A 13506-nucleotide genomic window follows, 5' to 3' on the forward strand; every position below is an offset into this window, starting at 1 on the left:
AGGTGGGGCATGGGCGCAAGGTCAAAGAAACTCAGCCAACTGGCCCTGACCGCGCGGGGTGGAAGCAATCCCGACATAACCGGGCTGGCGGTCGATAGCCGCGAGGTCAAGGACGGGTTCCTTTTTGCAGCACTTCCCGGAACGCGCGTGCATGGCGGCGAATTCATTCAGTTTGCCTTGCGTATGGGCGCAGCTGCGATCCTGACAGATGCAAAAGGGGCCGAGATTGCGGCCGAAGAATTGGTGGCCTCGGATGCCGCACTAATCGTTGTCGAAGATCCGCGTCAGGCACTCGCCTATTCCGCAGCATTGTGGTTCGGTGCGCAGCCCAAGACCATCATCGCCGTGACCGGAACCAATGGCAAAACGTCCGTTGCGACATTCGTGCGCCAGATCTGGACCGAGCTTGGCCACGCTGCAATCAACCTAGGCACAACCGGTGTTGAAGGGGCATGGACTGCACCGTTGGCACACACGACACCCGAACCAATCACACTGCATCGGTGTCTGGCGGACGCGGCGGACAATGGCGTAACCCATGCCGCGATGGAGGCATCGTCTCATGGGCTCGAACAACGCCGCCTGGATGGTGTACATCTCACGGCGGCGGGATTTTCGAACTTCACGCAGGATCATCTGGATTATCACGACACGTTCGAGGCCTATTTTGCCGCCAAGGCCGGGCTGTTTGACCGCGTCCTGCCTCAGGATGGCATCGCCGTTATCAACCTCAGTGACCCAAAAGGTGCCGAGATGCGCCGGGTCGCCGAAGCCCGGGGCCAGACGGTACTCACCGTCGGCTCAGAGGATGCGGACCTGTGCCTGCTGAACCAGCGGTTTGATGCAACCGGTCAGGATTTGCGCTTTTCATGGCGAGGCAAGACATTCCAGACCCGGCTGAATCTGATTGGCGGGTTTCAGGCTGAAAATGTTCTGCTGGCCTGTGCTCTGGTCATCGCAGGTGGTGAAGATCCCGAGCGGGTTTTCGAAACCCTTCCGCATCTGACGACTGTACGTGGGCGGATGCAACTGGCTGCGACCCGTGACAACGGCGCAGCAGTTTTTGTCGACTACGCCCACACTCCGGATGCGGTCGCCACTGCACTGAAAGCGATGCGCCCACACGTCATGGGACGGCTGATTGCCATTGTCGGCGCTGGCGGGGATCGCGATGCCACAAAGCGTCCGTTGATGGGCAAGGCAGCCGCAGATCACGCCGACATTGTCTTTGTCACCGACGACAATCCCCGCAGCGAGGATCCAGCCATCATTCGCGCAGCTGTGATGGGGGGGGCGCCTGAGGCGACCGAGGTCGGAGACCGCGCCGAGGCTATCCTACGCGGGATTGATGCGCTGCAACCCGGCGATGCGCTGCTGATTGCGGGCAAAGGGCATGAAACGGGCCAGATCGTTGGTGATCAGGTTCTTCCGTTCGATGATGTGGAACAGGCCAGCATTGCTGTTGCGGCTCTGGATGGGAGGGTTGCATGACACTTTGGACTGCAGCCGAAGCCGCTGAGGCAACAGGCGGACGTGCGACAGGTGATTGGAGCGTGAATGGTGTTTCCATCGATACCCGGACCATTCAGCCCGGAGATCTGTTTGTCGCCCTCAAAGCTGCTCGTGATGGGCATGATTTTGTGGCGCAGGCGCTTGAAAAGGGCGCTGGGGCAGCGCTGGTGTCCCGTATTCCCGAGGGTGTGTCCGAAGACGCGCCGCTGCTGATTGTTGAGGATGTTCAGACCGGGCTCGAAGCGCTGGGGCAGGCTGCCCGCGCGCGCAGTGATGCCCGGGTTGTCGGCGTGACCGGCAGCGTTGGCAAAACCTCGACCAAAGAGATGCTGGCCACGATCCTGTCCGGTCAGGGGCGAACCCACGCAAGTGTTGCCAGCTACAATAACCATTGGGGCGTGCCGCTGACGCTGGCGCGGATGCCGCGCGATACGGAATATGCCGTGATTGAGATCGGCATGAACCACCCCGGGGAAATCGGACCGCTGGCCCGACAAGCCCAGCCGCATGTGGCGCTGGTCACGACTGTGGCCGCTGTTCACCTTGAGGCGTTCGAGTCTGTTGCGGGTATTGCTCAAGAAAAAGCGGCTATATTCGAGGGCCTTACGGATAACGGCTCAGCTATTGTGAATGCCGACATCGAACATGCCGACATTCTGCGTGACTGTGCCGGTGAACGCGGCGCAAAGATCGTAGATTTCGGCACTCAGGCACAAGGTTACGCGCTGAAGGATGTGATCCAATCTGCCGATGCCGTGTGCGCGACGGCCAGTGCAGATGACAAACCGATTACCTTTGACGTTCAGTCTGCGGGCACACATTTTGCGATGAACGCACTGGGTGCTCTAGCAGCATGCGTCGAATTGGGCGTGGATCTGGATCAGGCCATCGTTGGGCTAAGGCAGTGGTCCCCGGTCAAGGGGCGGGGCGTGCGTGAGACGCTGTCTCTGGCCGGTGGCGGGCAGATCGAACTATTGGACGACAGCTATAATGCCAACCCCACCTCGATGGCTGCAGCTCTCGATGTGCTGGCCGCGGCCGAGGGCAAGCGCCGCATCGCGTTTCTGGGCGACATGAAAGAGCTGGGCTCGGCAGAAGTGGCGATGCACGCGGCAATGGCAGATGTGGATGCGATGGCTCGCGTCGATCAGGTGCATTGCATTGGCCCGCTGATGAAGGCGCTGCATGACGCCTTGCCTGCGGGCAAGCGCGGACTGTGGTTTGAAACAAGTGACGAAATGGCGGCGCATTTGCCTGAATTGATTCAGGATCAGGATGTGGTGCTGGCCAAGGGATCGCTCAGCATGGCGCTGGCACGGATTGTTGACGGTTTGCGTAAAATGGGGCAAGGGGGCGCGCTTGATCAATGACCGCACCCGCGACCTCTGTGTGAGAAAGGTTTTGTAATGCTCTATTGGTTGACCGCGCTGTCGGACGGAGGGGACTTCTTCAACCTCTTCCGCTATATCACGTTCCGAGCGGGCGGTGCCTTTCTGACTGCGCTGATCTTTGGTTTTCTGTTTGGCAAGCCGCTGATCAACGTTCTGCGCAAGAAACAGGGTAAGGGTCAGCCTATCCGAGATGACGGCCCCGAGGGGCATTTCTCGAAGGCCGGCACACCGACCATGGGCGGTTTACTGATCGTTGGTGCTCTGGTCACCTCGACGCTGATCTGGGCGCGCTGGGATAATCCATACATGTGGATGGTGCTGTTTGTGACACTGGCCTACGCGGCGATCGGGTTCGCGGATGACTATGCCAAGGTATCCAAACAGAATACCAAGGGCGTTTCGGGCAAGATGCGACTGGCGCTGGGGATCCTGATCGCCGTTCTCGCGGCGCTCTGGGCCTCGCTGCACCATCCCGAAGCACTGCAAAATCAACTCGCTCTGCCGATCTTCAAAGATACTCTGATCAATCTCGGCATCTTCTACATCCCGTTTTCGATCATCGTTATCGTCGGTGCAGCAAATGCGGTGAACCTGACCGATGGTCTTGACGGCCTTGCGATCATGCCGGCTATGATTGCCGCATCAACACTTGGCATCATTGCCTATGCGGTTGGTCGGGTCGACTTTACCGAATATCTGGACGTGCACTACGTGCCGGGCACGGGCGAAATATTCATCTTCACCTCTGCATTGTTCGGCGCCGGGCTGGGTTTCCTGTGGTACAACGCACCGCCTGCTGCGGTGTTCATGGGCGATACCGGATCACTGGCGCTGGGTGGCGCATTGGGCGCGATTGCGGTGGCCACCAAACACGAGCTTGTCCTTGCGGTTGTTGGCGGCCTGTTCGTGGTCGAGGCGCTGAGCGTGATCATTCAGGTCCTCTATTTCAAGCGGACCGGCAAGCGCGTGTTCCTCATGGCTCCAATCCATCATCACTATGAGAAAAAGGGCTGGGCGGAGCCCACGATCGTCATCCGTTTCTGGATCATCTCCTTGATCCTCGCGATGATCGGTCTGGCAACGTTGAAGGTTCGGTGAAACCGCGCAGGGTCGTTCTCTCAGGCTGTTCCGGGGGTGGTAAGTCCACCCTGCTGCAGGAGATGTCAGAGCGCGGCTATGCCACGGTTTCTGAACCCGGGCGGCGAGTGATCGCGCTGGAACGGCATAACAATGGTCAGGCATTTCCATGGTCTGACCCAAAGGCATTTTGCTTCCGTGTCATCGAAACTGCGTTGGCGGATTTTCATAACGCTCAGCAGGATCAGGTGATATTCGACCGTTCAGCTCTGGACGCGTTGATCTGGTTTGACCGAACGGGAACGCCATTAGACGCTGATATTCGTCGCGCAATACTGGATGTCGGTTATGATCGTCATGTATATCTGACTCCGCCATGGCCTGAGATTTTCGAGCAGGATCAGGACCGGCAGCATGATTTCGAGCAGGCCCTTGCAGAATACCAAGCGTTATGCGACCGCTTACCTGAATACGGGTTTGTTACGGTTGTGGTCCCGAAAATGGCCGTGATCCTTCGTGCGAACTGGTTGGAAGAGCAACTGTCAAAAGGGTGAGCGGCATGATCCCGGTCAAAGGGTTTTCAGGACAAAAAGTTGGGGTTCTGGGACTGGGCCGATCAGGGCTGGCCGCAGCGCGGGCGCTGCGCGCGGGCGGGGCCGAGGCTATTTGCTGGGACGACAACCCAGCTGCGCGCGACGCCGCCGAGGCCGAAGGTTTTACTTGCGCAGATCTGCGACGCCAGGGCGCCTTTGATGATATCGCGTCACTGATTGTCTCGCCGGGCATTCCACATCTGTATCCCGAACCCAACTCGGTCGTGGTGGCCGCGTTGGAAGCCGGGGTTCCCGTCGACAACGATATCGGGCTGTTTTTCCGGTCCTTTGCGGGGCCCGAATGGAACAATCTCGAAACCCCGCCACGGGTCATTGCGGTGACGGGTTCGAATGGCAAGTCGACCACTGCCGCACTGATCCATCATATCCTGACCGAGGCTGGACGCGACTCTCAGCTTGCGGGCAATATCGGGCGTGGAGTTCTGGATATCGATCCCGGTGGTGATGGATCGGTTGTGGTGCTGGAACTCAGCAGTTATCAGACCGAACTGGCGCGGTCATTGACGCCGGATATCGCCGTTTTCACCAATCTCTCACCGGATCATCTGGACCGCCACGGCGGAATGGGCGGCTACTTTGCCGCCAAGCGCAGGCTGTTCGCCGAAGGTGGGCCGGACCGCGCCGTCATCGGCATCGATGAAACCGAAGGAGCGTTTTTGGCTGGGCAACTGGCCGAAGGACCTGCAGATGACCGGGTCATCCGTGTCTCGGTCGACCGCAAGCTGACAGGGCCGGGCTGGCAGGTATTTGCGCGTAAGGGGTTCCTGTCGGAATACCGAAAAGGTCGTCAGGCAGGTTCAATTGACCTGCGTGAAATCAAGGGGCTTCCGGGTGCGCATAACCATCAGAACGCATGTGCAGCTTATGCGGCCTGCCGTTCACTGGGGCTGGCGCCGCGTGTGATCGAACAGGCGCTGCACAGCTATCCAGGGCTGCCGCATCGCAGCCAGATCATAGCCGAGGTGGATGGGGTCACCTATGTGAACGACTCCAAGGCCACCAACGTTGACAGCGCGCTCAAAGCACTAAGCGCGTTCCGAAACATCCGCTGGATTTGTGGCGGGCTTGAGAAAGAAGGCGGCCTGTCCGCACTGAACGGCGCCGGGGATGCGGTGCTCAAAGCTTATGTTATCGGACGTGAAGCCGCCGGTTTCGCGATGCGGCTTGAGGCCGAGGCCGAGGTTTGCACCACGATGGCCGCAGCAGTCGAGCAGGCGATGAAAGATGCCGCACCCGGAGAAACGGTCCTGCTTGCGCCAGCGGCTGCAAGTTTCGATCAGTATGACAATTTCGAACAGCGCGGCGATGATTTCGTTGCTGAGGTCAAAAAACGGCTGGCGGAATAGCTCCGTTTGCAATTGACCGCCGTTTCAGCCAAGGTTTCAGGTGATTAGCTTGACGCCATAATCGAATTGGTTTTGCTTCTCTGTAATTCAACAAGAGGTCATCGTTATGACAAACCGTAAGTCTTTTCTGATCCTTCCCGTGCTTATGCTGGCCGGTGCCTGCGCCAACACCGGCGCCAACTACCAGCCCGTTATCGATGGCCCGGTCGGACCAAACTACAGCAATGATCTGGCACAGTGTCAGCAACTGGCCGCATCTCAGGCAGCTGTCGACGGAAGTACTGCAGGCAATGCAGCCATTGGCGCGGCAGGTGCGGCGGCAACGACTGCGATCATTCAGGACAGCAGTGATAACCTGGGTCGTGCGGCAGCCGCGGGTGCTCTGCTTGGCGCCGGTGCAGACGTTTATGCCAAGAACCAGAACCGAGAAGTGATCGTGCGCAACTGCATGCGTGGACGTGGCTACAACGTCGTAGGCTAAGCTTTGCTGGCGATCGCAGTTCCTGCAGCATGGCCCGAGGACCACGCCCACTGGAAATTGTAACCGCCCAGCCAGCCGGTGACATCCACCGCTTCACCAATTGCATAGAGGCCAGGGATTTCCTTGGCCTCCATCGTTTTTGACGACAGATTATCGGTATCGATGCCGCCCAGGGTCACCTCGGCCGTGCGATACCCTTCCGTTCCTGATGGCAGCAGGCTCCACCCGGAAAGGGCAGTGACCAGATCTGTCAGTTTTGCATCCGACTGATCGGCCAGATTACCTGACATCGGAATATGCTGGCCCAGATAGTCGACCAGTCGCCCGGGTAGGTGTTTTGCCAGTTCCGTGGTCAGTGCCTTGCGTCCACCGCTTTGCCGTTGCTCCTTCAGCAGGTCGAATAGCGGTAAATCCGGGATCAGATTGACCCGGATCGTTTCGCCTTCGCGCCAAAAGGATGATAATTGCAGCACTGATGGCCCGCTCAGTCCACGATGCGTGAACAGCAGTGCTTCGTCAAAGCTGGTACGGTCATTGGACAGGCGCGCGGGCAGGGAAACACCGGACAGATCCTTGAATTCACCGTTCGAGAACGTGAACGGAACCAGCGCTGCGCGTGTCTCGGTCATGCTAAGCCCGAATTGATCTGCGATGTCATAAGCCAACCCTGTGGCTCCCATCTTGGGGATCGATTTGCCGCCCGTGGCCAGCACCAGATTGGTGCAGGTCAGATCAATGCGCTGCCCCTCTCTTTCGACATCCAGCGCAAAGCCTTCCTCGGCTTTGCGCAGATCGCGCAGTGAGGTTTGCAACCAAAGCTCAGCGCCTACGCGCTGCATCTCATTGACCAGCATCGAAACGATCTGCTTCGACGACCCATCGCAGAACAGCTGCCCAAGCGTCTTTTCATGCCACGCGATGTCGTGGCGGTTTACCAGATCGATGAAATCCCACTGCGTATAGCGGGCAAGCGCTGATTTGCAGAAATGTGGGTTCTGCGACAGGAAGTTGGCAGGTCCCGCATACATGTTGGTAAAGTTGCAGCGCCCACCGCCCGAGATGCGGATCTTTTCGCCAGGCGCTTTGGCGTGATCGATCACCAGCACTCGCCCGCCACAATGCATGGCGCACATCATACCGGCTGCACCGGCACCAAGGATGATCGTGTCAAATCTCATATGCTGCGCATGGCGTGGATTGGGGGTGAAGGCAAGGGGGCATAGCCGAGGCAAGGGCTCCGAAATTTTAGCTTGAGCTCAACCCAACTTGAGGAATTACAAGGATACTTGTCACGATGTTTCGGCACAAAAGACTTGGAAGGTGCAGAGATGAATCTGGAAAACTACCTCGAACGCATCGCATACTCGGGCGTTCTGAAACCTGATCGCGCCACGCTCGACGATCTGTTCGCAGCCCAATTGGCCACGGTTGCCTTTGAAAATCTCGATCAGCAGATGGGCGTGTTGGTATCAGGAGATCTGCGCGACATCTATGAGAAGATTGTCCTTCAAAAGCGCGGAGGGTGGTGTTTTGAGCTGAACACTCTCTTCAGTTGGGCGCTGCAGGAGGTTGGATTCAACGTGTCCTTTCTGGCCGGCTATGTCGGCCCGGATCGACCTACCTTGGATCAGGCGCCCGATCATATGTTGCTAAAGGTAGATTGCGGTGAGCCATTGCTTGTCGATGTCGGCTTCGGGGGTGCGATGTCTGCCCCGGTCCCGCTCAGGCCCGATACGGTATCGCAGCGACCCTATGCCATTAGCCTTGCTGCCCAACATGATGGCTTCATTCAATATTCAGAGAATGCAGGGGGCAGCGAAGCCGGCTACTGGTTTACGCTGGATGAAGTAGAACCAAGCGTATTTTTGCCCGCCAGTAAGAAGTTGCAAACTGACCCGGACTCGCCGTTTGTGCGCACATTGACGGCCCAACGACGTTACACCAGCAGGCATGTCGTCCTTCGTGGTCTGGTCAAGCGCACTCTGGATTCTGCGGGAACTCGTGAGGAAGTACTTGCGACACCAAAAGCCTTGGTGGATTGCCTGAAGTATGATTTTGGCCTCGAAATTCCGGCAATTGCCAACAGTTGGACCCGGATCAAGCAACGGCACGAAGACCTCTTTGTGAGTTGATGTCCGTATGGCTGATCCGCGACCGGCTACACAGCTGAGCGGATTTATCCATCACCTCTCATTCCGCTAGCCCAAACGTAAAAATCACTGTAGAGTCTCAATCAGACCCCGAAAACGGGGCGCGAGCGAGGCAGAGAGTGGCGGTATCTCATGACTGAGATGGTGTATGGCGCGGTCCAGGACCAGCGCGGAGAACCGATTCTACCAAAGTGGTGGCGGACGATTGATCGCTGGACAATGTCCTGCGTTCTGATCCTGTTTGTCATCGGTTTGTTGCTGGGGCTGGCTTCATCGCCGCCACTGGCCGGGCGCAACGGGTTCGACCCGTTCCACTATGTCGAACGTCAGGCATTCTTCGGCGGATTGGCGCTGATCGCGATGCTGTTGACGTCGATGATGTCGCCCACGCTGGTGCGGCGGTTGGCTGTGCTGGGCTTTCTGGCAGCCTTTGTGGCGCTGGCCTTTTTGCCGATCTTCGGCACCGATTTCGGCAAAGGCGCGGTGCGTTGGTATTCGCTGGGCTTTGCATCATTGCAACCGTCCGAGTTTCTCAAGCCCGGATTTGTCGTCGTTGCCGCATGGCTGCTGGCCGCATCGCAGGAAATCAACGGCCCTCCGGGGCGGATCTGGTCCTTCGCGCTGTGTATGGCCATCGTAGGCATGCTGGTGATGCAGCCTGATTTTGGTCAGGCCTGTCTGATCCTTTTCGGCTGGGGCGTGATGTACTTTGTTGCCGGGGCGCCGATGCTGCTGCTGGTTGGTATGGCAGGCTTTGTCGTGCTGGGCGGTATGTTCGCGTATTCGAATTCTGAACACTTCGCTCGCCGCATCGATGGCTTTCTAAACCAGGAGGTCGACCCGACCACCCAGCTTGGCTATGCCACCAACGCAATCCGCGAGGGCGGTTTGTTTGGCGTGGGCGTGGGCGAGGGGCAGGTGAAATGGTCGCTGCCTGATGCGCATACCGATTTCATCATTGCTGTTGCGGCAGAGGAATACGGCCTGATCCTGGTTCTGATCATCATCGCGCTTTATTCAATCATCGTGGTGCGTTCGCTGCTGCGGTTGATGCGGGAACGCGACATGTTCGTGCGTCTGGCCGGTACCGGTCTGGCTTGCATGTTTGGTGTTCAGGCGATGATCAACATGGGCGTGGCTGTGCGCCTGCTGCCCGCCAAAGGCATGACGCTGCCATTTGTCAGCTATGGCGGTTCCTCCCTCATCGCGGGCGGCATCGCGGTCGGCATGCTGCTGGCCTTCACCCGAACACGCCCACAGGGCGAACTTGGCGATATTCTGCGCGGAAGAGGATAATGGGGAAACCTTACCTGTTGATTGCGGCTGGCGGTACCGGGGGCCACATGTTCCCGGCACAGGCACTGGCCGAGGCGATGCTGCAAAAGGGCTGGCGCGTACGCTTGTCCACCGATGCGCGCGGCGCGCGTTATACCAGCGGCTTCCCGCACACGACCGAGATTGTCGAAGCCTCTTCGGCAACCTTCGCCCGTGGTGGCTTGGCTGCCAAAGCACTGGCCGGGCCAAAGATCGCCGGTGGTGTGACCAGCATGGCGTTTCAGCTCATGCGTGACAAACCCGATGTGGTCGTGGGCTTTGGCGGTTATCCTTCGATACCTGCTCTGAGTGCTGCGACGATGCTGGGTATCCCCCGGATGATCCATGAACAAAATGGCGTTCTGGGCCGCGTAAACCAACTGTTTGCAACACGTGTCGCTCATGTGGCCTGCGGTGTCTGGCCGACGGACCTGCCCGAAGGTGCGAATGGTATCCACACGGGCAATCCTGTTCGTGCTGCCGTGCTCGAGCGTGCAGCGGCAGGTTATATCCCGCCGGGCGAATATCCGATGTCGGTCCTTGTGATGGGCGGTTCGCAGGGCGCGCGCATTCTCAGTGATATGGTGCCGGGTGCCATTGCCGCTCTGCCAGAGTTTCTGCGCTCATATATCCGCGTCTCCCATCAGGCACGCGATGAGGATGGTGAGCGGGTCTCGGCCTTCTATGCCGAACACGGTATCAAGGCTGACGTGCAACCCTTCTTTCAGGATGTTCCACGCCGCATGTCCGAGGCGCAATTGGTGATCTCACGCTCAGGCGCGTCAAGTGTCGCTGACATCTCGGTTATCGGGCGCCCGTCGATCCTGATCCCGTTTGCCGCTGCTGCAGGCGACCACCAGACTGCCAACGCCCGCGGGCTGGTTCAGGCCGGTGGCGCGATCATGATACCAGAAAACGCGCTTGACGTTCCTTCGCTGACCGAGCAAATGACCACGGTTCTAACGAACCCCGAAGCCGCACAGAAAATGGCCCATGCCGCCTTGTCGGTTGGGGCACCCGATGCCACCGAGCGTCTGGTCGCCCTTGTCGAACAACTGGCGCAGAAGGAGACCACATGAATCCAGCAACCAAACTGCCACAGGACGTAGGGCCGATCCATTTCGTAGGGATCGGTGGAATCGGGATGTCAGGGATTGCCGAAGTGCTGCTCAATCTGGGGTACCAGGTGCAGGGTTCGGACCTGAAGGCGTCCAAGATTACGGATCGTCTGGCAGGACTGGGTGCTGAAATCTTTGTTGGTCAGCGGGCCGAAAACCTGAAAAATGCGGCCGTAGTTGTTGTTTCGACTGCAATCAAACCGGGAAACCCGGAACTGGACGAGGCACGGGCGCAAGGCTTGCCTGTCGTGCGCCGCGCCGACATGCTGGCGGAATTGATGCGCCTGCGATCGAACATCGCCATCGCCGGGACGCATGGCAAAACCACCACTACCACGATGATGGCTGAACTGATGGTCGCGGGCGACTTTGATCCCACCGTGATCAACGGCGGCATCATCCATGCCTATGGCTCGAACGCACGGATGGGGCAGGGTGAATGGATGGTGGTCGAAGCGGACGAATCCGACGGCTCGTTCAACCGACTGCCCGCAACCATCGCTATCGTTACCAATATCGACCCTGAGCATATGGAGCATTGGGGTGACTTCGACACCCTGCGCGACGGCTTTTATGAGTTTGTCTCGAATCTTCCGTTCTACGGCCTCGCGGTCTGCTGCACGGACCATGCCGAAGTTCAGACGCTGGTCGGTCGCATCTCAGACCGGCGTGTCCGGACCTATGGGTTCAATGCACAGGCCGATGTGCGGGCCGTGAACCTGACCTACAAGGGTGGGGTGGCGCATTTCGACATTCACCTGCGCCATGAGGATAAAGTGATCGAGGGCTGCACCTTGCCGATGCCCGGTGATCATAACGTCTCGAATGCGCTGAGTGCCGTGGCCGTTGCCCGTCATCTGGGCATGAAGGCTTCTGAAATTCGCGAAGCCCTTGCTAACTTTGGTGGCGTTAATCGTCGCTTCACCAAGGTCGGAGAGATCGATGGCGTCACCATCATCGACGACTATGGTCATCACCCGGTCGAAATTGCAGCAGTGCTGAAAGCCGCGCGTCAGGCGACCGAAGGCCGGGTCATCGCAGTGCATCAGCCGCACCGCTATTCTCGCCTGTCCAACCTGTTTGATGATTTCTGCACCTGCTTTAACGACGCCGACGTCGTGGCGATTGCCGAAGTATTCGCAGCCGGTGAAGACCCGATCGAAGGCGCAAGCCGCGATGATCTGGTCGAAGGTCTTATCCGCCATGGCCACCGCCACGCGCGGGCGATCCTGAATGAAGATGATTTGGAGCGTCTGGTGCGCGAACAGGCCCGCCCGGGCGATATGGTTGTGTGCCTCGGGGCAGGTACGATCAGTGCGTGGGCCAACGGATTGCCCGAGCGTTTGCGGGCGGAAGTACCGTGATCGGACTAGCCAGTATTGCCTTTGCTATGGGCTTCTTTTGGGGTGTCGTTCCAAAGTGGCTATTTTACGGAAGTTTTGGGGGCGCTGTGGGTGCGATATCTCGCCCGCTTCTGTTCGGAACCCCTCGCGATGCTGCGGGGATGGCATTTACGGTAAAAACCCTTTGGCCGTTTACTGCGATTGGCTGGTGTATGGGTAGGCTCGTGCGTCGGATGTATCTAGCGAGGGCGAAATGATGATCGTGGATTGTAAAGAAAACAAGTAGTTTGACCCACCCGGCCATTTAAGTGCACAACTTCAGGATGTAGTTTCGCACCCGCGAATACTGGTACTGTCTCAGAGGCGCGCATGCAACTATCTGTCGTCTTTTCCGCCCTTTGGGTGATCTGCTCCACAATTGTGGCCATGCTGCCGATGCGGTTGCAATTCCCGCCCGGCATCGTTCTTCTGATTTGCGCGCCTATGCTGATTATCTGGCTGGGATTTGATTTCGGCTGGATCATATCAATGCTGGCCTTTGCGGCCTTTGCCTCGATGTTCCGCAATCCACTTCGCTATTACTGGCGCAAATGGGTGCGTGGGGAGGTAATGGAATGAGCTGGTCTATCGCGCTAGCCGGTCTGTGGGGAATTGCGGCCAACGTATTGGCGATGATCCCTAGCAAGGACAACCACTGGACCCGCGCCTATGTTCTGATCGCTGTGGGCATACCTATTTTAGGCTACGTGACTTATGAGAATGGCCCTTGGATCGGGCTGATCGTTCTGGCTATGGGCATGTCCATGTTGCGCTGGCCGGTGATTTATCTGGGGCGGTGGTTGCGACGCATCGGTCGAAAAATCTAATGGAAGAAACGCTAGGTACATTCAGTGCGGTCGCATTGATTGTTTTCGTTGTCGTTACTGCTTTGGCATACTTTGCAGCAAAGAAAGGTTGTGGCTGGGTCGTTATGTGCCTGATTGCCATAACAGTTCTAACCGCTGCGTATTGGTTTCCTTCTCAAGACGCTATCCCGCAGGAAAATGATGATTTTTTACTCTTCATTTTGTCCTGGGCTTTGGTTATTCCGGCGGTCTTTGGAGCCATGCTGGGGGGACTAATCAGTTTTTTAAAGCGGAAAACCTGATGTTCGAAGTGGC

Annotated in this window: 14 protein-coding genes; 13 read left to right on the forward strand and 1 reads right to left on the reverse strand. The window is 58.0% G+C overall.

Annotated elements, in window-relative coordinates; all coding sequences use genetic code 11:
• Positions 1-9: 9 nt before the first annotated feature.
• From ACR0CW_RS02275 to ACR0CW_RS02300, 6 genes are all read left to right on the forward strand, one after another.
• Complete coding sequence (locus ACR0CW_RS02275; protein WP_155147340.1) at positions 10-1491, forward strand: UDP-N-acetylmuramoyl-L-alanyl-D-glutamate--2,6-diaminopimelate ligase; 1482 nt, start codon at positions 10-12, stop codon at positions 1489-1491.
• The gene (locus ACR0CW_RS02280; RefSeq protein WP_480786679.1) at positions 1488-2882 is read left to right on the forward strand and encodes a UDP-N-acetylmuramoyl-tripeptide--D-alanyl-D-alanine ligase; all 1395 of its coding nucleotides are present in this window, start codon (positions 1488-1490) and stop codon (positions 2880-2882) included. The genes ACR0CW_RS02275 and ACR0CW_RS02280 overlap by 4 nt, the downstream gene beginning before the upstream one ends.
• Positions 2883-2918: 36 nt before the next feature.
• A complete protein-coding gene (mraY, locus tag ACR0CW_RS02285; RefSeq protein WP_155147344.1) occupies positions 2919-4001 on the forward strand; it encodes a phospho-N-acetylmuramoyl-pentapeptide-transferase in 1083 nt (360 codons plus the stop codon).
• Positions 3998-4534 (forward strand): AAA family ATPase, encoded by a 537-nt coding sequence (locus ACR0CW_RS02290; protein WP_480786680.1) that lies wholly within the window; start codon positions 3998-4000, stop codon positions 4532-4534. Before mraY ends, ACR0CW_RS02290 begins: the two co-directional genes overlap by 4 nt.
• A gap of 5 nt (positions 4535-4539) precedes the next feature.
• Complete coding sequence (gene murD / locus ACR0CW_RS02295) at positions 4540-5940, forward strand: UDP-N-acetylmuramoyl-L-alanine--D-glutamate ligase (protein ID WP_480786681.1); 1401 nt, start codon at positions 4540-4542, stop codon at positions 5938-5940.
• Between the two features lie 106 nt (positions 5941-6046).
• Positions 6047-6421 carry a glycine zipper family protein gene (locus ACR0CW_RS02300; protein WP_155147350.1) on the forward strand — a complete coding sequence of 125 codons (375 nt, stop codon included), beginning with the start codon at positions 6047-6049 and terminating at the stop codon, positions 6419-6421.
• Here the strand turns inward: ACR0CW_RS02300 and ACR0CW_RS02305 are convergent.
• Complete coding sequence (locus ACR0CW_RS02305) at positions 6418-7599, reverse strand: BaiN/RdsA family NAD(P)/FAD-dependent oxidoreductase (protein ID WP_480786682.1); 1182 nt, start codon at positions 7597-7599, stop codon at positions 6418-6420. The two genes, ACR0CW_RS02300 and ACR0CW_RS02305, sit on opposite strands and share 4 nt — an antisense overlap.
• A gap of 150 nt (positions 7600-7749) precedes the next feature.
• Here ACR0CW_RS02305 and ACR0CW_RS02310 point away from each other — a divergent pair, with 150 nt between their 5' ends.
• From ACR0CW_RS02310 to ACR0CW_RS02340, 7 genes are all read left to right on the forward strand, one after another.
• Complete coding sequence (locus ACR0CW_RS02310; RefSeq protein WP_480786683.1) at positions 7750-8553, forward strand: arylamine N-acetyltransferase family protein; 804 nt, start codon at positions 7750-7752, stop codon at positions 8551-8553.
• Positions 8554-8703: 150 nt separating this feature from the next.
• Positions 8704-9867, forward strand: coding sequence for a putative lipid II flippase FtsW (gene ftsW, locus ACR0CW_RS02315; protein WP_155147354.1), 1164 nt, complete (start codon positions 8704-8706; stop codon positions 9865-9867).
• Positions 9867-10964, forward strand: a complete 1098-nt coding sequence (locus ACR0CW_RS02320; protein WP_480786684.1) for a UDP-N-acetylglucosamine--N-acetylmuramyl-(pentapeptide) pyrophosphoryl-undecaprenol N-acetylglucosamine transferase — start codon at positions 9867-9869, stop codon at positions 10962-10964. Before ftsW ends, ACR0CW_RS02320 begins: the two co-directional genes overlap by 1 nt.
• On the forward strand, positions 10961-12367 hold the full coding sequence (gene murC, locus ACR0CW_RS02325) for a UDP-N-acetylmuramate--L-alanine ligase (protein ID WP_480786685.1): 1407 nt from the start codon (positions 10961-10963) through the stop codon (positions 12365-12367). The genes ACR0CW_RS02320 and murC overlap by 4 nt, the downstream gene beginning before the upstream one ends.
• A gap of 348 nt (positions 12368-12715) precedes the next feature.
• Positions 12716-12964, forward strand: coding sequence for a DUF2484 family protein (locus ACR0CW_RS02330; RefSeq protein WP_480786686.1), 249 nt, complete (start codon positions 12716-12718; stop codon positions 12962-12964).
• On the forward strand, positions 12961-13212 hold the full coding sequence (locus ACR0CW_RS02335; RefSeq protein ID WP_170331744.1) for a DUF2484 family protein: 252 nt from the start codon (positions 12961-12963) through the stop codon (positions 13210-13212). The genes ACR0CW_RS02330 and ACR0CW_RS02335 overlap by 4 nt, the downstream gene beginning before the upstream one ends.
• The gene (locus tag ACR0CW_RS02340) at positions 13212-13493 is read left to right on the forward strand and encodes a hypothetical protein (RefSeq protein ID WP_480786687.1); all 282 of its coding nucleotides are present in this window, start codon (positions 13212-13214) and stop codon (positions 13491-13493) included. Before ACR0CW_RS02335 ends, ACR0CW_RS02340 begins: the two co-directional genes overlap by 1 nt.
• Positions 13494-13506: the final 13 nt, after the last annotated feature.

The organism is Ruegeria sp. CH6, assembly GCF_056537005.1.